This is a genomic window from Azospirillum oryzae, assembly GCF_008364795.1.
Taxonomy (GTDB): Bacteria; Pseudomonadota; Alphaproteobacteria; order Azospirillales; family Azospirillaceae; genus Azospirillum; species Azospirillum oryzae.
On sequence record NZ_VTTM01000021.1, the window covers coordinates 21,580 to 43,325 of the forward strand.

A 21,746-nucleotide genomic window follows, 5' to 3' on the forward strand; every position below is an offset into this window, starting at 1 on the left:
TCACCAGGTTTTCCAGGGCGGGTTGCCGGCGGTCCACAAATCCTCCAGCAGACGCTTGTCGCGGATGGTGTCCATGCACTGCCAGAAGCCGTCATGCTTCCAGGCGTGCAGCTGGCCGTCCTCGACCAGGCCGCGCAGCGGCTCCTGCTCCCACATGGTGTCGTCGCCGTCGATATAGCGGCCGACCGTCGGCGACAGCACGAAGAAGCCGCCGTTGATGCGGGCGCCGTCGCCCGGCAGCTTTTCCTGGAAGGCAGAGATGCGGTCGCCCTCCAGTTCGACCACGCCGTAGCGGCCGGGCGGATGCACCACGGTCATGGTGGCGGCGCGGCCATGCGCCTTGTGGAAGGCGACCGAGGCGGAGATGTCGACGTTGCCGACGCCGTCGCCATAGGTGAGGCAGAAGGCCTCCTCCCCCTCCAGATAGGGCAGCACGCGCTTGATGCGGCCGCCGGTCAGGGTGGACTCGCCGGTCTCGACCAGCGTGATCCGCCAGGGTTCGGCAAGGCGGCGGTGGACCTCGACCGTGTTTGTCCGCAAGTCGATGGTCACGTCCGAATTGTGCAGGGAGTAGCTGGAGAAATACTCCTTGATCGCATAGCCCTTGTAGCCCAGGCAAATGACGAAGTCATTGATGCCATGCGAGGAATAAATCTTCATGATGTGCCAGAGGATCGGCTTGCCACCGATCTCCACCATCGGCTTGGGCCGCAGGTCCGTTTCCTCGGAGAGCCGCGTTCCAAGGCCGCCGGCAAGTATTACAGCTTTCATTTCCTGCAGCTCTTCCAATTCAGGAGTGGACCAGGGCAGAGTATTAAGCAATTTGTGAAAAAACGGTCAAGCACAGGCGCTCGGGAGCCTGCATGGACTCCAAAGGTCACGGCGGAGAGTTGCCTTACCGCCACCAGGCATGATCGTCGGTGATCTCGGGATCGGGAATGTGGATGTCGCTGTCCGGCGGCAGGGCGACGAGGTTGACGGCGCCCACCCCGTCGAACACGTCGTCGGGGTTCCCGGCGAAGTTGCCGGGGTCGAACAGGCGGGCGGTGTGCCACCACACCCGGTAGCCCATCGACCGGATCAGCCCGATCAAGGCGGGCGAGCGGTCGCGCCGGTCGTTCTCCACATACAGCACCGGCCGGTGGCCCGATATCAGCCCGCCGGCCCCGCGCAGCACCGCCTCCTCCATGCCCTCCACATCGGCCTTCAGCAGGCGGCAGGACGGCAGGTCGAGGCTGTCCAGCGTCACCAGCGGGACCAGTTCGCCATGGTCCCAGCCGCCGAGGCCGAGGGCGCCGAAATTGTTGGAGCGGCTGGGGTCGAGCGTCGGCACCCGGATGGATCCGGCCTCGCTCCCCACCGCCATGCGCCGGGTCCGCACATTGGCGATGCCGTTCAAGGCCAGATTGGCGGAGAGCAGGTTGAACAGCATCTCCTGCGGTTCGAAGGCGACGACGGACCCGGACGGCCCGACCATGCGGGCCAGCGGCAGGGTCTGGGCGCCGATGTTGGCCCCGACCTCCACCACAACGTCGCCGGGACGCAGGATGGAGCGGAACACCGCCACCTCATGCTCGGCATATTCGCCGTAGAGATCGAGGGAGCGGCCGACATACCGGTCGTTGCGGTTGTAGACCATCAACCCGTGGCGGCAGGGCCGCATGCGGTTGAAGCCGCCTTCCAGATCCACCGGCCCGCCGATCATCGGTCTCGTCTCCACCCTGCCTGCCCCGCCCTGCCCGATCCAGGCCCCACAGCCCATGGCACTTGCTGTAATCCAAAGCCGGAACCGGACGCCACGACTTTCCACCCGCGCGACTTTCCGCCCACGCGGCCCGTCACCGCATCTCCGGCATTTCGCCATGGCACAGGACCGGGGGAGGCGCTACACCTAGCCCCCGTCGCCACCTTCGGCAGTCCCCTCGGGAGAGCAGCCCCATGTGCGGTTTCGCCGGCTTCGCCGGACCCGGCGGCGAGCGCGACCTCGCCGTCATGACCAGCATCATCCGCCACCGCGGCCCCGACGACGACGGCGTCTATGCCGACCGCGGCCAAGCCGACCATGCCGGCGCGCTGCCGGTCCATCTGGGCTTCCGCCGCCTCGCCATCATCGACATCGAGGGCGGCCACCAGCCGATGGCGACGGCCGACGGCGACCTCGTCATCGTCTACAACGGCGAGATCTACAACGCGCCCGAACTGCGCCGTGCGCTGGAGCAGGCCGGCCACCGGTTCGTCACCGACCATTCCGACACCGAGGTGCTGCTGCACGGCTATCGGGAATGGGGCCTGGACATGCTGGAGCGGCTGAACGGCATGTTCGCCTTCTGCCTCCACGACCGCCGCCGGGGCCGGCTGGTGTTCGGCCGCGACCGCTTCGGCAAGAAGCCGCTGTTCTATGCCGAGACCGCCGACGGGCTGGTCTTCGCGTCGGAGGCCACCGCCGTCCTGTCCCACCCGTCGGTGCCGGACGGGCTGGACCGCACCGCGCTGGTCAAATATTTCGCCTACGGCTTCATCCCGGCGCCGCTGACCGCCCATGCCGCGGTGCGCAAGCTGCCGGGCGGCTGCAGCATGGTCTACGACCTGACCAGCCGGCGGCTGTCGGTCAGCCGCTACTGGGAATACCGGATGGTGGTGGACGACCAGCCGCCGGGCGGTCCCGACCAGTGGGCGGAGGAGCTGCGCGAACTGCTGGACCGCGCGGTGGAACGCCGCATGCTGAGCGACGTGCCGGTCGGCTTCTTCCTGTCCGGCGGCATCGACAGCGCCGCCATCGTGGCGCTCGCGGCACGCCACCGCGACCCGGCGTCGATGAAGACCTTCACCATCGGCTTCGACGAGCCTAGCTTCGACGAGAGCGGATATGCCGCCGACGCGGCGCGCCATTACGGCACCGACCATGCCTGCCGCACGCTGAACCTCGACACCGCGGCGGGGATGCTGCCGGAGTTGCTGGGCCGGCTGGACGATCCGATCGCCGACCCCTCCATCCTGCCGACGCATCTGCTGTCGCGCTTCGCCCGCGAACGGGTGACGGTGGCGCTGACCGGCGACGGCGGCGACGAGCTGTTCGCCGGCTACGACACCTTCGACGCGCTGCGCACGGCGCGGCTCTACCACCATGCCGTCCCCCGCCCGCTGCACCGGCTGGCGGAGGCGGTGGCGCACCGGCTGCCGCGCTCGGACCGCAACATGAGCTTCGACTTCAAGCTGCGCCGGGCGCTGCGCGGACTGGGGCACCGGCCGGCGCACTGGATGCCGGCGTGGCTGGGTCCGGCCTCGGTGGAGGAGGTGTCGCGGCTGTTCGGCACCGACCTCTCCGCCGACGAACTGTATGACGAGGCCGACGCCCTGTGGCGGTCGGGCGCCAGCCGGCACGACGTCGACCGCTCCATCGAGTTCTACGGCCGCTTCTATCTGGGCGAGAACCTTCTCATCAAGGCCGACCGCGCCAGCATGTTCTGTTCGCTGGAAACGCGCTCGCCCTTCCTCGACCGCGACCTCGTCGCCTTCGTCAGCCGCCTGCCGGCCGGCGTGAAGCTGCAGCCGAACGGCATCCGGGGCGGCACGCGGAAATGGATCCTGAAGAAGGCGATGGCGCCGCTGCTGCCGCCGGCGATCCTGTCGCGGCCCAAGAAGGGCTTCGGCATCCCCTTGAGCCGCTGGCTGCGCCACCTGCCCCAGCCGCCGCTGGAGACCGCGGCGCGCATCGGGGTTGACGGCGCCTGGCTGGCCGCCCGCTGGGACGAGCACCGCAGCGGACGGGCCGACCACCGCGGCCTGCTGTGGGCCTGGACCGCACTCGCCACCGCGCTGGACCGCCCGGCCAAAACCCCGGCACCGCCCCTGGCACCGATGGAAACCGCCGCATGAGTTTAGACAGCCTGGATCGTCCGCTCCCCCAAACGCATGAGAGTGGGACGCGTGGGGGAGCGGACATGCACGACGCTGCCCGCACCGGTTCCCGCGCCTCGTCGTTCGCCGGCCTCCTGGTCCGGCTTCTGCTGGCGCTGGGGGCGCTGGTCGTCGTCTATCAGTTCGGCCGGAACATGCAGGCGAGCAGCGGCCTGCCCTATTGGGACGACTGGGGCTATTTCTTCGGCACCGCCCAGGGCGTGCAGCAGCCGCTGACCGTCCATTCGATCTTCGCCAAGGACAGCGACCATGTCGCGCCCTTCTTCAAGCTGCTGACCCACGGGCTGTGGCATGCCATCGGCGTCGATTTCATCGCCTTCCGGCTGGTCGGCTGGCTGGCCTTCGCCGCGATGCTCGCCGCCTACGCGCTGGTCCTGCTGCGGGACGGCTTGCGGTCGGCCTGGGATGCGGTGCCGGTGGTGGCGGCCGGGCTGTTCCTGACCGGCACGCTGAACAACGAGTATTTCTATTACCAGCACATGGGGCTGGCCCAGCCGATCTTCTTCACCTGCCTGTTCCTGTTCCTCCACACGCTGGCCCGCGGCCGGCTGGTGCTTGCCACGCTGTTCCTGCTGGCCTTCGGCTCCACCGGGGTGTTCGGCGCCAGCTATGCGCTGGGAGCGGCGGGGGTCGGGGCGGTGCTGGCCCTGCGCCGGGAGGGAAACTGGCGGGAGAGGCTGGTGGAGGGGCGCACGCTGGTGGCGGTCGGCGGCGGGCTGCTGCTGACCGTGGCGATGCTGTGGATGACCTTCAGCGGCTCCTACGCCAACCACACCGGCCAGCCGCTGGTGCTGCCCTGGCACCGGGAATTCTGGGCCTTCCTGTTCGGTGCCTTCGCCACCGCCGCCGGCCTGCCGGTGGAGACGGTGGGAGCGCCGCCGTCCCTGGCGGTGGGGGCCGTGGCGTTCGTGCTCTGCCTGATCCCGGCGGTGCTGCTGCCCTTCGGCCGGGCGGGCGTCGAGCGGCGGCACGCCGTCTTCTGCATCGCCTCGCTGATCGCGGGGGCGGTGATCGTCACCATGACCACCGCCCTGGGCCGGGCCGGACTGTGCGGCGACGGCATCGCCGCCGCGATGCGCTGCGGCATCACCCCGCGCTATGCCTATCCGGTCCTGCTGGCCTTCCCGGCGGCGGTCGCCGGCTGGACGGTGCTGATGGCCGGGCGGGCGGGGGTCGCAACGGGGAACGGGACCGCGAGGATGGACCGGGGAACCGCCGCCGGGCTGCTTCTGGCCGCCCTCCTCGTCCTCGGCCACAGCGTCGGCGGCTCCCTGCTGCGGCATTGGGAGGTCGCCGGCCTCAACCGGATGATGGCGGAGCGCGACAGCGAGGCGCAGCGCTGCATCGCCAGCCACCTGCAGGCCATCCGGACGCCGGGCCAGACGGCAGACGGCTTGGACTGGCGGCAGCCGCTGGTCTGCCCGTCCAGCTCGCCGCGCAACATCGCCCCCTTCCTGCATGCCGCCTACGACCTGAAGGCCGACTTCCTGGCCCCGATCCTGAACGACGCGGCCAATCGGCCGGAACGCCCGATCCTGCAGACCCTTCTGCGCAACGGAACGCTCGATGACGGGGCCGGCGCCCTGCGGCTGAGCATGGCGGTGCGGCCGGCCGGGACGAATGACGGGGTGAACGGCTCCCTCGACCGGATCGAGCGGATTCCCAACGGTCCGCTCGCCCTGGCGGGATGGGCCGCCGACATGACCGTGCCGGCGCCGGCGGCCTTCGTCCTGGCGGCGGTCGGCGACCGCATCGTCGCCACCGGCTCCACCGGCAGCGCGCGGTCCGACGTCGTGAACGCCTTCCACGAGGAGCGGCTTCTCAACAGCGGCTTCATCCTGCCGCTGCCGGCCGAGGTCGCCGGCCAGCGGGTCCGGCTGTTCGTCATGGCCCATTCCGGCGCCTTGAAGGAGCTGACGCCCCCCGGCGGGGTGGTGGCGGCGGCGCCCTGACGCGAGACGGTGACGCAAAAAGGCCCCGCACCGGGAAGGTTGCGGGGCCTTTTTTTCTGATCGGAACCGTCAGTCGCGGATGCTGCGGTCCACCGGCGGCGGTTCGTCGAAATTCAGCATGGTCTTGATGGAATAGTGGCTCTTGCCCTGGCTCTCGAAATAGATGCGGACCAGCAGCTCGGCCAGCAGCCCCATCAGGATGCACATCACCCCGGTGACCAGCCCCATCGTCACCAGGAGCGGCAGCGGCGTCAGGATGAAGGAGATGCCGTCGACCAGCTTCAGGTAGATCGCATAGATGCCGGCCAGCACCGACAGCCCCATGAACATCAGGCCGGCGAAGCCGAAGATGTAGATCGGCTTGGTCTCGTACTGGGTCAGGAACTTCACGACGACGAGGTCGAGCACGACCTTCAGTACCCGCTCCAGCCCGTATTTCGACTGGCCGTGGCGGCGCGGGTGGTGGCGCACCGGCATCTCGGTCAGCTTTGCCCCCTGCCAGCGGGCGTAGATCGGCACGAAGCGGTGCATCTCGCCATAGAGCCGGTAGCCTTGCAGCATCTGGCGCCGGTAGGCCTTCAGCGTGCAGCCATAGTCGTTCAGCTTCACGCCGGAGATGGTCGAGATCAGCTTGTTGGCCATCTTGCTCGGCAGCGTGCGCAGCAGGAAGCCGTCCTGCCGGTCGGCGCGCCAGCCCGACACCACGTCGTACCCCTCGTCCAGCTTGGCGAGCAGCCCGGCGATGTCCTGCGGGTCGTTCTGCAGATCGCCGTCCATCGGCACGATGACGTCGCCGCGGGCATGGTCGATGCCGGCCATCATCGCCGCGGTCTGGCCGACGTTGCGGCGGAAATTGATGACGCGGATGCGGCTGTCCGACGCCACGCGCTGCAGTTCCGCCTCCGTCCCGTCGGTGGAGCCGTCATTGACGAAGATGACCTCGAAGCTGCGCCCCAGCCCGTCGAGCGCCGGGATCAGCCGGCCGCACAGCGGGGCGATGTTGTCCTCCTCGTTATAGACCGGAATCAGGACCGAGACGGAAACCGTGCCCATGTCCGTGGTGGCGGATCCGGGGGTAAGCAGGAGGGTCATCGAACGGGTCCGGAGGCTGCTGGTCATCTGTGGGTGCGATGCCGGGCCATGGTATGGCCGCTGGATCCGGCAAGCGCAACGGCTAATTGGGTTGCGAATTCAGGCGTTGAGGATTCAGGCAGGGCGGCGTTCGCGCAGGACGGTCAGGTCGATGACGGCGCCCAGCAGGGCCACCATCACCTGGAAGGCGAGGATGCCGAAGCCCAGCGCCAGCGACTGGGCATGGGGCACGCCGACCAGATCGAGCAGGCCGACCAGCGACGCCTCGCGCAGGCCGATGCCGGCGACGGTGACCGGCATCAGCACGATCACCGACATCAGCCCGATCACCGCACCCCACACCGAAAATGGCTGGTCGATGCCGACCGCCAGCCCCAGCGCCTGACTGCCGGCGACCGCCGCCACCTGCACCGCGATCCCGCCGGCGACCGACAGCAGGGCCCGCCCCGGCCGGCGCGTCTGGTCGCGCCAGGCCTCCAGGAAGCGGCGCAGCGGGCCGAGCAGCAGGGCCTCGCGCCTCGGCCCGGCACGCCAGCCGAGCAGGGCCAGCAGAAGGGCGCGGGCCGGCGCCCAGGCCAGCAGCACCGTCGCCGCGACCAGCCCGGCCAGCACCAGCCCGACCCCGACCAGCAACCCGTTGCCGAAGCGGGCCGACTGCATCGCCAGCCCGCCGCCGGTCAGCAGCAGCAGCCCGACGATCCCCGTCACCTTGTCGAAGGCGACCGCCGAGACGATGCGTCCGCCGCCGATTTCTCCCTGGCCCTGACCCTGGCCCTGCCCCTGTCCGCGCCCTTCGTCGCGGCTGAGCCGGTAGGCCTTCACCGCCTCCCCCGCCAGCTGGCCCGGCAGCACCAGCGCATAGAGCTGCGCCACCAGCGTGTAGGCGAGCAGCCGCCCGGCCCGCAGCTCCGGCAGCAGCACCCGCAGCTTCAGCGCGTTCAGCACATGCATCAGGAAGAACAGCAGGCCGGCGATCCCCATCAGCCCCGGCGACGCCACCGCCAGCACCCGCCCGACCTCCGCCACATCGACCCGCCACAGCAGCAGGGCGACCAGCAGCGCACTGACCAGGGCTTTCAGGCCGGGACGCATTTAAAGATGCCTTTTCATGAAGTCATGAAGTGATGTGAGGGGTTTATGCCCTCTCCCGGGGCTCTCGGCGGATCTTCGATCCGCCTGACGCCGTCAGCACAAACGAAGTTTGTGCGAGAGGCGGGAGAGGGAGTGCACTCACGATCCCGGCCGGCGGGCCAACACGTAGATGTAGTCGCCGTGCGACCAGGAATTCAGGCGGAAGATGTGATAGAGCGCCTCGGCAAGGAAGCGGCGGCCGGGGCCGTAGTCGCCTTCCGTGCCCTGGCCGCTGGCGGCTCCCAGGACGTTGCGGTAGAGCGGCGAGAAGAAGGGGAAGCCCCATTCCACCACCCGCTCGATCTCCAGCCCGACCGACTTGATCTTGGCCTGCAGTTCGCCGCGGGCATAGTTGCGGTGATGGCCGACCGTACGCTCGAAGTCGCGCATCCGCCCCTGCAGGGTGGAGACCAGCAGGTAGCGGCCGGTCATGGCGGCGAGGTTGCGCAGCGCCGCGACATCGTCCTCGATATGCTCGACCACGTCGGTGCAGACCACCAGGTCGAAGCGGCGGTCGAGATGGCCGGCGGCGACGTCGAGCAGGCCGAACTCGGCATTGGGCGCCCGGCGGCGGGCGACGTCGATGGCCTTGGCGGCGAAGTCGAGACCGGTGTAGCTGGCCTGCGGCTTCAGCGGCATCAGCGTGGCGAGCAGCGAGCCCTGGCCGCAACCGACGTCAGCCAAGCTGTCGTAGTTCAGCGGGCGCACCATCTCGGTGACGATGCGGCGCAGATGCCGGCCGGTCGGGCCGTATTTGCGCATGTCGTTCCAGCGCCGCTCCCAGCTGTCGTCGTAATCGACGCCACCCGGGTGATCGGCCGCCGCTGCGGGAAGGGGAGTGTTGGCGGACTTGAATGCGTCGTCGCTCATGCGGGCCTCCGGCGCAGGATGAATTCGTTGCAGCCCGTCGGCACGCGCGGCGGACGGACCTCCAGCATGTCGAAGCCGAGCGCGTCCATCCGCGCCCGCACCTCGTCGGCACTGGCATATTCATAGGGGTAGCCGCCGAGCCAGTCGGTCACGTCCACCCAGAACTCCATGCCGCGCTCCTTGCGCAGCGGGTTGGAGCCGGTGATCGCCCAGGTCGCCAGGAACATCAGCGAGCCCAGCGTCCAGTCCCAGAATTTCCGAAGGAATCCCGGCGACAGGTTGTAGACGATCTTGATCAGGGTCCAGATCGGCGAGGTCCAGTGGCGGTTGTAGAGCGCCAGCACGAAGGTGCCGCCCGGCGCCACCAGCGGCGCCACCGTTTCGATCGCCGGCCACATGGAGCCGGTGTGGTGCAGCGAGCCCCAGGCATAGACCACGTCGAAGCGGCCGAGCGAACCGACGAAGCCGCTGTCGAGCGCCGAACCGCGGCGGAAGTCGATGCGGTCGGCCAGTTCGGGCGCGAAGCGGCCCAGGTTGCGGCGCGCCACCTCGACCCCGGTGGGGTTGACGTCGAAGCCCAGCGCGCGGCCGACGCCCAGCTTGCCGGCGGCGATGGTGAACAGGCCGGAGCCGGACCCGACGTCGCAGAAGCTGGCGTCCTTCAGCCGGTCGGTGCCGACCAGCCCCTTCAGGCTGTCGATGGCCGCCACCAGCCGCGGCTCGTCCAGCACGGTGCGCGAGTAATGGTCCCAGTTCTCGCCGAAATCGAAGGCCAGGGCGGGAGTGCCGGCCGGGGTTCCGCCCCCGCCTTCCGCCGTCTTCACCGGTTCCGCCACGCTGTCCGATCCCTTGCTGTCCAAGCCCACTCTGCCGCGCCGCCATACGCTCCCGAAAGCCGCCGGATGTCAACAGCACGTCAAGCGGGGGCGTCGCGGCGTGTATCCTTGGAAGGGCGGAGACCGGCGGACAAGATGAACACGGATGTCACGGATTAGGACACGGATTCCACGGATGTGGCGTTGCGGGGCTGTCGCTCCGGGGGAAGCCAGGGGCGTCGCCAAGATCAGAAAAATCCGTGAAATCCGTGCCTCAATCCGCGAAATCCGTGGAGATCTTGTGAGCCCCCCTGCACTTCGCGCAGGAGCCCGAACGCCTCACTCCGCCTGCGTCGATGGAACCCGTCCCGACGCCGCGCGGCCGGCGAGGGACAGGTCGCGGTAGGCGGCGGCGACGGCGCGCCAGGAGAAATGCTCGACCACCCGGCGCCGGCCGCCCTCGCCCAGCCGGCGGCGCAGGGCCGGGTCTTCGGCCAGACGGGCGATGGCGGCGGCAAGCGCCGGGGTGTCGTCGGCGTCCAGCATCAGGCCGGTCTCCTCCTCCACCACCAGATCGCGGTTGCCGGCGATGCGGGTCGCCACCACCGGCAGGCCGGCGGCCATCGCCTCCAGAACCACGTTGGGCATGCCCTCGTCGCGCGAGGGGAAGACGAAGGCGTCGGCGGCGCGGTAGGCGGCGGGCAACTCGTCCCGGCCGAGCCAGCCGCGGAACGTCACCTGCCCCGACAGGCCGAGCCGGGCAGCCTGTTCCTCCAGCTCCGGCCGGACAGGGCCGTCGCCGACGATGGTCAGGTCGATGGCGCTCCGCGTTTCGAGCGGCAGGGAGGCGAGCGCCTCGAACAGCACGTCCAGCCCCTTCTGCCGCACCACCCGGCCGACGAACAGCAGGGAGAGCCGGTCACCGGCATCCGCCGCATCGGCGGGCGAGAAGCGGGCGGCATCGACGCCGTTGGGGATGATGGCGATCGGCTGGTCGGGGGCGAAGCGGCGGGCGAGATCGGCCAGCCCCTCGCTGTTGGCGACGACGGCCGAGGAGCGGCGCCACAGCCAGCCGATCACCGGCCCGGCCAGCCGGTGGTAGAGCGAGATGCCGTCATACTGGAAGCCCGGCACGTCGCCGCCGCGCAGGCTGACCGCATAGGGCACGCCGGACAGCGCCTTCACCATCCAGGCGGCGGGACCGCAGGGCAGGCCGAAATAGGCGATGGTGGCGTCCGGGCGCCAGCGGGCGGCGATCCAGGGCGCCATCACCAGCGAACTGGCGAGGAAGGCCAGCATCTCCACCACCGAGCTGCGGTCGCGGCGGCGGCGCAGGGTGGGGATGCGGCGGATCTCCACCCCATCCGCCCGGCGCTCCACCCGCGGCAGGTCGCCGAAGGCCGAGGTCAGCACCAGCACCTCCTCGCCCAATGCCGCCAGTTCGCGCGCGGTGTTGTCGGTGGCGTTGGCCGCCCCGCCGCCCAGCGGCGGAAATTCGTAATTGATCAGCAGAAACCGCGCCATGCCGCCCGCCACGCTCCCCGTTCGACGAGCGCCATTGATGCGGGGGGACGGGCGGCGATGCAAGCGGACAACCGCCCCGTCCTTTGCAGCACCGGTCATCTCTGCTACTGATCGCGCCGGTTCCCGATGCTGTTCGAAACCAGTTCCTCAACCGGGGCGATGCGGTCCTTCATGAACATCCAGCAAGCCTTCGCCACGGCTCTCGGGTTCCAGCAGAGCGGCCAAACCGGGGAGGCCGCCCGGCTGTATGGCGAGATCGTCGCCGCCGACCCGCTGTTCGCCCCTGCCGTCAACAATCTGGGTCTGCTGCGCGCCAACGCCGGCCACGATATGGAAGCGGTGGCGCTGTTCCGGCGCGCCCTGAGCCTGTCGCCGGACTCGCTGAACGGTTGGAACAACCTGGGGGCGCTGCTGGTCCGGCTCGGCCGGCCGGAGGAGGCGGTGCGGGCCTACCGCGCCGCGATCCGGCTGAAGCCCGACCAGCCGGCCGCCCTCAACGAGATGGGGATCCAGCTGGAGCGGCTGAAACGGCCCGAGGAAGCCTGCGACGCCTTCGCCCGCGCGGCGGCCCTGGCCCCCGGCGATGCCGAGATCGCCAACAACCACGGCGCCATGCTGCGCATGGCCCACCGGCTGGACGAGGCGGCGGCACGTTTCCGCCGCGCCATCGCGCTGAACCCTCACTATGCCGGGGCCTACAGCAACCTGGGCTCCACGGTGAAGGACAAGGGCGCCTTCTGGGAAGCGTTGCTGGCCTTCCGGCGGGCCACCCGGCTGGACCCGGACTTCGCCGGCGCCCATTGGAACGAAAGTCTGGTCCGGCTGCTGCTGGGCGATTTCGTCCAGGGCTGGCGCGGCTATGAATGGCGCTGGAAGCATGGCCGGCTGCCCTCGCCGCAGCGCAGCTTCGTCCAGCCGCGCTGGGACGGATCGCCGCTGCAGGGGCGGCGGCTGCTGGTCTATTGGGAGCAGGGCTTCGGCGACGTGCTGCAGTTCGTGCGCTACCTGCCGCTGCTGGCCCGGACAGCCGGGGGAGGAACGGGGGGGCAGCCGGTCTATCTGGAATGCCAGCGGGCATTGCTGCCGGTGCTGCGCCGCCTGCCCGGCACCATCGCGGTGGAAACCGGCGGGCCGCTGCCCGACTTCGACGTCCAGATCCCGGTGCTGAGCCTGCCGGCGCTGTTCGGCACCCGGCTGGAAACCGTGCCGTCGCGCGTGCCCTACCTGACGGCGGAACCCGATCTGGCGGCGCGCTGGGGCGAGCGGCTGAAGGAGGTGGCAAAGGATGGGGGCGGCCTGAAGGTCGGCATCGTCTGGGCGGGGGCGCCCACCCACGGCAACGACCGCAACCGCTCCATCGGGCTGGCCCCCTTCGCGCGTCTGGCCGCCATCCCCGGCGTCAGCCTCGTCTCCATCCAGAAGGGGCCGACCGAGGGGCAGGCGGCCAACCCGCCCGGCGGCTTCCCCCTGCTGAACCTGTCGCCCGATATCAAGGACTTCGCCGACACCGCCGCCATCATGGCCGGCCTCGATCTGGTGGTCTGCGTCGACACCTCCGTCGCCCATCTCGCCGGTGCGCTCGGCGTCCCGGTCTGGGTGCTGGTCCCCTTCGCCCCCGACTGGCGCTGGATGCTCGACCGCGACGACAGCCCCTGGTATCCGACCATGCGGCTGTTCCGGCAGGACCGCCCCGGCTCCTGGGACGACGCCATGGACCGGCTGGAGCACGCGCTCCGCAGCCGCGCCGCCGCAAAGGATCAAAGCGCGGCGTAGGGTCCGTCGCGGTGGACCAACACCAGATCGACCTGCCACATCCGCTCGTCATTCGGACGGTAAAGCGGATCGACGATGTCCCAGACCTGGAAGCCGTAGGGCGCCATGGCGGCGATGATGCGGGGCAGGCGGGCATCCGCGCCGGCGACGGTCGCCTCGATCACGAAGACGGCGTCCGGCTGCATCAGGGTGGAGGCACCGGCCAGAACCTCCAGTTCCAGGCCGTCGACGTCGATCTTCACCAGCATCGGCCCGGCATAGCCGCGCTCGGCACACAGGCCGTCCAGCGAGATGGCGGGCACCGTGCGCAGGCCGGGCAGGGTGCTGTCCGGGGTCTCCCCCTCCAGAATGACGGAGGAATAGAGCCGGTCGTCGGACACCGCCAGCGGAACCGTGCCGTCCCGGCGGGCGACGGCGGCGATGTGGTATTCGGCACTGCGCAGTTGCCCGCACAGGGCCTGCAGGGCCGGCTCGTTCTCGACCACCGGTTCGATCAGCACATGGTGGGCTTCGGGAAAGACCTCGTAGAGCGGCGGGGTACCGGTCTGGGCGCCGACGTCGATCACCGTGGCGGGGGCGAACCCACGCGCGCGCAGAAGCGTCAGCGTCTTGTGCTTGCTCTGGCGGATCGCCGTCCGTTGCGACCGGATCAGCGCCAGCAGGGTCACCGCCATCGGGTCCGTCGGACTGACGCGCAGGATGGCGCGGTAGAACTCCTCCGCCCGTTCCAGGTCGCCGGACAGATGGACATCGAAAGCGATCTTGAGGCCGTCGGCGATGCTCACGGCGTAGCGGTCTCCCGGACTGGCGACCGCCCGGGCTTCGCGCGGCGGCGACTGTATGGCTGATTATAAAAGTGCCGCGCCGGACGGACCGGCGCGGCACAGTTTCGGCTGGAACCCTTTCCCGGGTCCATAGCAACAGTTGATGATATTTGCCCATTTGTTCAAGCGCGTTCTTCGGAAACGGTCAGGTTTCCGCTTCGCCGGCCATGCATTTTCCGCAAGCCGGTGCCTGCGCGCTTTTTCCGGGCACCGCCCCGGCCCGAAAGCGGGGATGCGCGGGACCGCCGGCCGCGACTCGAGATGGCCGGAGGAAGGGACGGGAGGCTCCGCTTGCCAGCGGCGGGGATGCCATGGGATGAAGCCACGCCCCCTTTCGCCGACCGGTTTGCCCATGCCACGTCCAGCTTCCGACGCCGCCCTTCAGGCCACCCTCCAGGCCGCACTCGACGCCGAACGGGCGGGGAACCGCGAGACCGCAAGGACGCTCTGCCTCCGGCTGCTGGAGCAGGCTCCCACCGGCCGGCAGGCGCCGGCGGCGCACGACGCGCTCGCCAGAATTCTGGTCGGCCAGGACATGGCGGCGGCGGCCGACCATGCGCTCGCCGCCTGGCGGCTGACGCCCCAGGATCCGACTCGCCGGTCCAACCTGTGGCAGTTGCTGACCCATCTGGGAGAGGCCGGCGAGGTCGCCCGCTTCCAGGGGCGGGAGGACTGCGTCGGGCTGGTGGCTTTGGGCAACGCGCTGCGCCGCGACGGGCAGGCGCTGCGGGCGGAGCGGGCCTATCGCCGGGCCCTGGAACTCTATCCCGAGGTGTCCTTCACGCTGAGCCGGCTGGCCTGCCTGTGCGCCGAACAGCACCGGCTGGAGGAGGCCGACGCCCTGTTCGCCCAGGCGGCGGAGCGCCATGGCGGGCGCGACGCCGTCACCCGCACCGACCCGGCCTTCCTGCGGGCCCTGCGCGAGGCACCACCGCCTGCCGGTATCCGCGCCACCATTCAGGAAGGCGCCGGGGCCGCCGCCCGGCCGCTGGTGGTCTACGCCTGCTGCGACGCGGTCTATGCGCGCAAGTTCCTGCCGACCATGGTGCGCTCCATCGCCGAGGACAGCGGGCTCGACTGCGCCATCGCCCTGCATCTGGTCAATCCCGATGCGGAGGCCGAGGCGACGGTGGCGGTCCTGGCCGCCGCCCACGGCGCCGACCGCTTCATCATCCTGCGCGAGACCATCGACCTGTCGCCGCTGGGCGACAATGCCAAGACCTATTACGCCTGCAGCCGTTTCCTGGTGCTGCCCGACCTGCTGATCCGCTGGCAGCGGCCGGTGCTGATGCTGGACGTCGACCTGCTGGCGATCCGCGACCTGAACCCGCTGCTGGCGACCTCCGCCCATTCCGACCTCGGCATGATGAGCCATGCGCTGAAGCGGCTGGACATCTGGAGCCTGCTCTATGCCGACGTGCTGCACATCCGGCCGACCACGGGGGCGCTGCGCTTCCTCGACCTGACCCGACGCTACATCCGCCATTTCCTCGACCGCGGCCTGCCCGTCTGGTTCCTTGACCAGGCGGCGCTTGCCGCCGTGCATCTGGCCGGCTTCACGGCGGAGGCGGCACCGCGCCTGACCATCTATCCGGCCGACATCCACAGCAGCACGGTGATGGTCGACGGCGAGGGCCGGTACTGGACCGACGACAGTGCCTATTTCTATTCGGTCCGCGCCACCGGCGGCGGCCAGCATGCGGTGCACCGGCTGAAGCGCCGCGCCGGCACCACCGCCGACTTGGCGCCGACGTGAAAGCAGGCTGAGGCCGCCCGTGGCGGACGGGTATGATCACAGGTCATGAAATCATGAATCATGATTTCATGCTTCTTCTTCATGACGTGAAACCACTTCCCTCTTTCCTGATCTTGCGTGTAAATCCGCGAAGCTCCCGCTCGGGTCAGCCCGCATTCCATCCTCTGCTACCGGGAACCACCGCATGGCTCGGATCATCAGTTTCGCCTCCACCAAGGGCGGCGTCGGCAAGACCAGTCTGGTCATGGCGCTCACCTCCGAACTGCGCCGGCGCGAGGCGAGCGTGCTTCTGCTCGACTGCGACCCCAACCGGCATCTGGCCGAATGGGCGCGGCGGCGCAACGATGCCGGCGTGCGGGTGCTGGACGAGATCACGGAATCGAACGTCCGCCAGACGGTGCAGGAGAATGCGCCGAGCTTCGACTACACGCTGATCGACCTTGCCGGCTTCGGCAACCTGACCATGCTCTACGCCTTCTCGGTCAGCGACGGGGTGCTGATCCCGACCCAGCAATCCTTCATGGACGTGAAGGAGACGGTGCGCACCTTCAAGGTGGTGGCGGATTCCGTCGGGGTGCTGAAGCACACGCCGGCCTCCAGCGTGGTGATCGTCCGCACCCAGGCCGCCATCGAATCCCGCGTCGACCGCCATGCCCGCGGCCTGCTGGACGAGCATGGCGTCCCCGCCTTCCGCACCGAACTGATCGAGCGCTCGCTGCTGAAGGAGATGACCTACACCGGCCACGGCCCGGGCGAGGTCAACCCGAACAGCAACGCCGACCTGAACGTCCGCGCCCTGACCGACGAGTTCGTCGCCTTCCTGGAAGCCTCCCCGGCCAACCCGCTGATCCCGCGGGGGTAAGGCGGGCGGGGCTTCATGGCATGGGATCATGATTTCCGAACAAGATTTTTTATCATGATTTCATGAATATAAGTTCGGCCAACCTGCCGCAGGCTCCCGACCGGCGAGGAGCTTGCACGCCCGGAAACGCCTGGGCATCCTCTTTTCCAACCAGGAGGATGCTTTCTGGATGGACCCCATCATCATGTCGGTCATTACCGCCGCCATCGGTATCGCGGGGATAGCAGGCAGCGGCTTCGTCACCGCGGCCGGCGAGGACGCCTACAAGCGGCTGAAGGCGGTGGTCCGCCGCCGCTTCGCCGCCGCCGAACCGGCCTTGCTGGAACTGGAGGCCACACCGGCGAGCGAGGCTCCCCGCTTGGCCCTGGCCGACCGCCTAACGGAGGCGGGTGCCGCGGGTGACGAGGAGTTGCGCCAGACCGCGCAGGATCTGTTGGCTGCCCTGCTGGCCCTGCGCGACCAGCCGCAACCGCCGCCCCTGCTCGACTTCGACAGGCTGGTCGCCGCCCAGCGTTTCGAGATCTCCGACGTGAAGGCCGCCGGCACCGTGCTGCGGGCGAAGGGCGCCCGTTTCGAGGGCGAGTTCGTTTTCCGCGGCGTCCAGCAGAGCGGGAGCCGGCAGTCCAGTGGAGAGCCGGAAAAACACTGACGGCGGCGCCGGGTATTCCGTGCAGCCCGCCGCCGCCGGCACACAGCACACCGGGGTCTCGGCCGGGACCTTCGCCGCCGGAACCGTGAACGTCTATCAGGGCGCTCCGGCGGCGGAGGGTGGGGCGACGGCCGGTCCCCGCTGCAACGTCCCGGTGCTTTATGACCGGCCCTTCATCGGGCGCGCCGACCTGCTGAGCGCCATCGCCGAAACGCTGGACGACCCGCAGCGTCCGTCGGTGGTGGCGCTGCACGGCCCGCCGGGGGTCGGCAAGACGGAACTGGCGCATGAATATGCCCGGCGCCATGCCGGACGCTATCCCGCCGGCTGCTTTACCCTGGATGCCGGCGGCGACACCCCGGTGAAGCTGGCGGAGATCGGCCAACTGCTCTTCGGGCCGGAACCGTTCCGCGACCTGTCGATGGTCGATCGATGCAAGGCCGCCTTCCACCGGCTGACCCGATCCGCCGTCCTGCTGGTCTATGACAATGTCCGCTCGGCGGACGCGATCCGACCCTGGCTGCCGCCCCACGGCACCCCCTGCCATGTGGTCATGACCAGCGTGCTCGATCCGTGGGACGGCCTGTGTCCAGCCTTCCCGGTGGAATTGCTGGACCGGGACGACAGCGTCGCGCTGGTCGCCTCCATCGCCGGCGAGGATGCCTGCCGCGACAGCGATCTGCCGCTGGTCGATTGGGCCGGCGGCCTGCCGGTCCAGCTTGTGCCGGCCGCCGCCGCCCTGAAACGCGCCCGCCGCCGCGGCAGGGCCGGAGCCGCCAAGCTGCGCCTTGAGCCGGAAACCCAGAACAGCTTCCGGCCGGTCTACGAGCTGCTGCCGCCGGACTCCCGCCTGATCCTGCAGACCGCCGCCCTGCGCAACGGCATGGCCCTGACGGCCGACGATCTCCGGCAGGACATGGCCGACGCGACCGGCTGGGACGAGGACAGCTTCGACCGGCATCTGGACGCCTGCCTGGACCTGCATCTGCTGGAAAGCGGCGGCGAGACGCTACGGATGCATCAGCTGATCGCCGCCTTCCTGCGCGACCAGCCCACCCCGGACGGTCATGGCGAAACCCTGGCGCGGATCCGGCAGGCGCAGTGGAGGCGGCTGGTGGACAGCGCCACAGCCTTTACCGCCGCCCCCAACCGGATGGAGTTGGCGGCGGGCATGCTGGGCTTCCTGACCGATCCCGCGTTGTGGGATGGCTGTAGCGTCACCGGTTCGGCATTGGAATACCGGATTGTCTACCGCGCCTTTTCGGAAACCGGCCAATTCGGAATTGCGCAGCTTTGGGCCGAACGATCGGTCCACGCCGTCGAGCAGGAGGGGGCGGAAGAGGGCGTCGATCACGAAAGCCTCAGCGTCAGCCTGCATCAGATCGGCAACTGCCTGTTCAACCAAGGCCGCTTCGCCGAAGCGCAGCCCTGGTTCGAGAAGGCGGTCGACGCCAAGCAGAAGGGCGACATCCACCAACGCATCAATCAACAAGACCTCGGCGCCAGTCTGCATCAGATTGGCAGCTGCCTGTTCCATCAAGGCCGCTTCGCCGAAGTGCAGCCCTGGTTCGAAAAGGCGGTCGACGCCAAGCAGAAGGGCGACATCCACCAACGCATCAATCACCAAAGCCTCGGCACTAGCCAGTATCAGATCGGCAACTGCCTGTACCGACAAGGCCGCTTCGCCGAAGCGCAGCCCTGGTTCGAAAAGGCGGTCGACGCGGGGCAGAAGGGCGACATCCACCAACGCATTGATCACGAAAGCCTCGGCTTCAGCCTCGAAGCTGTGGGCCATTGCCTATCCCGATTGGGCCGGGAGGAGGAGGCGCAGGAGTGGTTCGAGCGGGCGAAGGGGCTGGAGCCGGGTTGAGTGGGCCGGTTGTCTTGACCGTTCTGACTGGGAGGTCGCGCCGACCGGGGCGCTCCTTCGCATGCCGGTGCTGACCAGGGGCCATCCGTTAGCCATGTCCTGTTTTCATGCTCATTAATCATGAAAACAGGACATGAAAATTTTAGATGACTCCTTGCTGGAACCCCGGTGGAATGGAGCGATGCTTTTCCTAGCACCTCCGTCCCCACGCCATGCCCCCTCGGGCCGGAAGGCCAAGATGGGCGGGCAAGCAAGCGTCGACGCGAAACGCCCGCAGCACAAGGGTGAGGCAGCCACACAGGGAAAGTCAATCACCTCACAATCTCATTTCATGATTTCTTTTCTCGATAATGTGCCATGGCTTTATCCCATCGGACGCCCAGCCACGCGGATTGCACCACCCCCGGATCGCTCTGCCGACCGCGCGCATCATCTCATGCCCTTATTTCATGACATTTCTCCAACACATTATCCCCTCCATCCCCCCTGTGTTTCCCGCGCCACGCCGGCCGGCTTTCCGTCATGGCAGGCTTCGCACCCGCCACATGTCGCAAAGACAGGGCAGAAAGTCATGATATTGCTTCATGGCTTATCCAGCCGGCCCAAGCCGGTGCCGCCCTGACCGGAGTGCCCATGTCGACCGAAAGCCCCGCCAAGCCCCCCCTGAAGCCTGCGGCCAAGCCGGCCCGTCCTCCGCTGGGCGGGATCGGAATCGGCGGGCTGGGGGCGGACGATGTCGACCCGATCCGCCAATATGGATTGAGCAAGGGCTTCCTGCCGACCGAGACGGAGCCGTCCGCGGCTCCCTCCCATCCGCAGGCCCCCACTCCGCAGCCCCAGCCGGCGCCGGCCCCCACCATCGTCCGTCCGGCGCCGACCCGGCCGTGGCAGGCGATGCTGCCGGACTATCTGGTGGAGGAGCTGCGGCAGGCCGCCGCACGTGAAGGCACCGCCCAGAAGGTGATCGTGCTGAAGGCCCTGCGGCAGGCCGGCTTCCGGATCGACGACATCGACCTGCAGGACCTGCGGCGGCGCTGAGCCTGCCCCAGGAAACGCACAAGTGCGGCCGAAGGGACGGTTTGACTCTCCTTAAGGAGCCGTCTATGCCCTACCCGCGCTCTGCTCCTGCTCCAAACCGATTGCAGACCACCAGCGACGACGAGAGATGAAGGCAAACATCACCCAGGCCGCCCCGGCGCCATCCTCCCCGGCAGCCTCGCCCCTTCAGGCCTCGCCCCGTCCGGTGTCTGCCGTCCCGACACCTGCTCCGGCACCTGCCCAGCCTCAGGGTTCCCACGGCCTCAGCATCGACATGCTGGAACGGATGCTGGAGCAGCAGCCCAACGACCCCAATGTGTGGAGCGCGCTGGGCGCCCTGCTGCGGCAGGCCGGCAAGCCGGAGGCGGCGATCGCCTGCCAGCGGCGCGCGCTGGAGTTCGACCAGCGCCATGTCGGCGCCTGGACCAATCTGGGCAACGTGCTGGGCGACGTGGAACGCTATGACGAGGCCATCGCCGCGCAGGAGCATGCGGTGGTGCTGTCGGGCGGCAATGCCAGCCTGCTGTCCAATCTGGTGGTGGCGCTGCGCCACGGCTGCCGGTTCAACCGCGCGCTGGAGATCCTGGACGTCGCCCTGCGCGCCAAGCCCAACGATCCGTCGCTGCGGTGGGACCGCGCCCTGACGCTGCTGCAGGTCGGCCGCTATGCCGAGGGCTTCCGCGACTACGACTCCCGCCTGTCGCTGCCCGCCTATCAGAACCGCATCGCCGAAGGGCCGATGTGGGACGGCGGGCCGCTGAACGGCAAGACCATCCTGCTGACCACCGAACAGGGCTTCGGCGACGTGCTGCTGACCGCGCGCTATGTGCCGATGGTCAAGGCGCGCGGCGGCCGGGTCCTGATGGAATGCCATCCGGAACTGCAGCGGCTGCTGTCCGGGCTGGAGGGCATCGACGGTTTCGTGCGCGCCGGCACCGCCTACCCGGCCTACGACGTCCATTGCCCGCTGATGAGCCTGCCGCACCGGCTGGGCACGACCATCGAGACGGTGCCGCCGCCCACCCGCCTGACCGTTCCGGCCGAAGCGCGCGAGAAGGCCGCCCGGCTGGTGCCCGGCAATGACGGCACGGTCAAGGTCGGCATCATCTGGTCCGGCCGCGTCACCTTCAAGGACAACGCGCGCCGCGCCACCACGCTCAGCCGCTTCCTGCGCTTCCTCGACGTGCCGAAGGTGCGGTTCTACAGCATCCAGAAGGGACCGCCGGAGGCGGAGCTGGCGACACTCGGCACCTCGACCCTCATCACGCCGCTGGGGCCGCATTTCAACGACTTCGCCGACACCGCGGCGGTGCTGGAACGGCTCGATCTGGTGATCATGACCGACAGCTCGGTGGCGCATCTGGCCGGCTCGCTCGGCCGCCCGGTGTGGAACCTGCTGCAGTTCATGCCCTATTGGGTCTATGGCGACGGCGGGGGCGATAAGGGCGACACCACCCCCTGGTATCCGTCGATGCGGCTGTTCCGCCAGACCACGCCCGGCGACTGGGACAGCGTGTTCGCCGCCGCCGAACAGGCCCTGCGTCAGGTGGTGGCGCTCAGGACCTGACGGCGGGGCTGCGGTGATGCGGGTCGCTTAAGAGCGCCTAACAGAACCATCTCTGGACGAATCGCCAGCAGATGAGGCTTGCGGCGATATGATGGAAGGCGGTGA

General features: G+C 69.0%; 17 protein-coding genes. 9 read left to right on the top strand and 8 right to left on the bottom strand.

Annotated elements, in window-relative coordinates; all coding sequences use genetic code 11:
- Positions 1–771 (bottom strand): glucose-1-phosphate cytidylyltransferase, encoded by a 771-nt coding sequence (gene rfbF / locus FZ938_RS29895; RefSeq protein ID WP_149201807.1) that lies wholly within the window; start codon positions 769–771, stop codon positions 1–3.
- Positions 772–895: 124 nt separating this feature from the next.
- Positions 896–1,705, bottom strand: coding sequence for an FkbM family methyltransferase (locus tag FZ938_RS29900; RefSeq protein ID WP_246457185.1), 810 nt, complete (start codon positions 1,703–1,705; stop codon positions 896–898).
- A 233-nt stretch (positions 1,706–1,938) separates the two neighbouring features.
- Between FZ938_RS29900 and asnB the strand changes: the two genes are divergently transcribed.
- Together asnB and FZ938_RS29910 are read left to right on the top strand one after the other, a co-directional pair.
- The gene (gene asnB, locus FZ938_RS29905) at positions 1,939–3,876 is read left to right on the top strand and encodes an asparagine synthase (glutamine-hydrolyzing) (protein WP_149201808.1); all 1,938 of its coding nucleotides are present in this window, start codon (positions 1,939–1,941) and stop codon (positions 3,874–3,876) included.
- Positions 3,877–3,941: 65 nt separating this feature from the next.
- Complete coding sequence (locus tag FZ938_RS29910) at positions 3,942–5,870, top strand: hypothetical protein (RefSeq protein ID WP_149201809.1); 1,929 nt, start codon at positions 3,942–3,944, stop codon at positions 5,868–5,870.
- Positions 5,871–5,939: 69 nt separating this feature from the next.
- On the opposite strand, the gene FZ938_RS29915 is transcribed toward FZ938_RS29910, so the two are convergent.
- From FZ938_RS29915 to FZ938_RS29935, 5 genes are all read right to left on the bottom strand, one after another.
- On the bottom strand, positions 5,940–6,962 hold the full coding sequence (locus FZ938_RS29915; RefSeq protein WP_174756937.1) for a glycosyltransferase family 2 protein: 1,023 nt from the start codon (positions 6,960–6,962) through the stop codon (positions 5,940–5,942).
- 114 nt (positions 6,963–7,076) lie between these two features.
- Complete coding sequence (locus FZ938_RS29920) at positions 7,077–8,054, bottom strand: lysylphosphatidylglycerol synthase transmembrane domain-containing protein (RefSeq protein WP_149201811.1); 978 nt, start codon at positions 8,052–8,054, stop codon at positions 7,077–7,079.
- Positions 8,055–8,192: 138 nt separating this feature from the next.
- A complete protein-coding gene (locus FZ938_RS29925; RefSeq protein ID WP_149201812.1) occupies positions 8,193–8,963 on the bottom strand; it encodes a class I SAM-dependent methyltransferase in 771 nt (256 codons plus the stop codon).
- Positions 8,960–9,823 carry a class I SAM-dependent methyltransferase gene (locus FZ938_RS29930; protein WP_425491992.1) on the bottom strand — a complete coding sequence of 288 codons (864 nt, stop codon included), beginning with the start codon at positions 9,821–9,823 and terminating at the stop codon, positions 8,960–8,962. The genes FZ938_RS29925 and FZ938_RS29930 overlap by 4 nt, the downstream gene beginning before the upstream one ends.
- A 294-nt stretch (positions 9,824–10,117) precedes the next feature.
- Positions 10,118–11,302 (bottom strand): glycosyltransferase family 4 protein, encoded by a 1,185-nt coding sequence (locus tag FZ938_RS29935; RefSeq protein ID WP_149201814.1) that lies wholly within the window; start codon positions 11,300–11,302, stop codon positions 10,118–10,120.
- Between the two features lie 171 nt (positions 11,303–11,473).
- Between FZ938_RS29935 and FZ938_RS29940 the strand changes: the two genes are divergently transcribed.
- On the top strand, positions 11,474–13,075 hold the full coding sequence (locus FZ938_RS29940; RefSeq protein ID WP_149201815.1) for a tetratricopeptide repeat protein: 1,602 nt from the start codon (positions 11,474–11,476) through the stop codon (positions 13,073–13,075).
- Here FZ938_RS29940 and FZ938_RS29945 read toward each other — a convergent pair.
- Entirely contained in the window at positions 13,060–13,860 is an 801-nt protein-coding gene (locus FZ938_RS29945) for an FkbM family methyltransferase (protein ID WP_149201816.1), read from the bottom strand. The genes FZ938_RS29940 and FZ938_RS29945 overlap by 16 nt on opposite strands.
- Before the next feature lie 391 nt (positions 13,861–14,251).
- Between FZ938_RS29945 and FZ938_RS29950 the strand changes: the two genes are divergently transcribed.
- The 6 genes from FZ938_RS29950 (at position 14,252) to FZ938_RS29975 (ending at position 21,641) form a co-directional block, all read left to right on the top strand.
- Positions 14,252–15,655 carry a tetratricopeptide repeat protein gene (locus tag FZ938_RS29950; protein WP_149201817.1) on the top strand — a complete coding sequence of 468 codons (1,404 nt, stop codon included), beginning with the start codon at positions 14,252–14,254 and terminating at the stop codon, positions 15,653–15,655.
- A gap of 184 nt (positions 15,656–15,839) precedes the next feature.
- Positions 15,840–16,517, top strand: coding sequence for a ParA family protein (locus FZ938_RS29955; RefSeq protein WP_149201818.1), 678 nt, complete (start codon positions 15,840–15,842; stop codon positions 16,515–16,517).
- 169 nt (positions 16,518–16,686) lie between these two features.
- Positions 16,687–17,166 (top strand): hypothetical protein, encoded by a 480-nt coding sequence (locus FZ938_RS29960; protein WP_246457184.1) that lies wholly within the window; start codon positions 16,687–16,689, stop codon positions 17,164–17,166.
- Between the two features lie 19 nt (positions 17,167–17,185).
- Positions 17,186–19,036, top strand: a complete 1,851-nt coding sequence (locus FZ938_RS29965; protein WP_246457183.1) for a tetratricopeptide repeat protein — start codon at positions 17,186–17,188, stop codon at positions 19,034–19,036.
- A gap of 633 nt (positions 19,037–19,669) precedes the next feature.
- Positions 19,670–20,074: a hypothetical protein gene (locus tag FZ938_RS29970; RefSeq protein ID WP_149201820.1), complete on the top strand. Its 405-nt coding sequence runs from the start codon at positions 19,670–19,672 to the stop codon at positions 20,072–20,074.
- 127 nt (positions 20,075–20,201) lie between these two features.
- A complete protein-coding gene (locus FZ938_RS29975) occupies positions 20,202–21,641 on the top strand; it encodes a tetratricopeptide repeat protein (RefSeq protein WP_149201821.1) in 1,440 nt (479 codons plus the stop codon).
- The last annotated feature ends 105 nt before the right edge of the window (positions 21,642–21,746 follow it).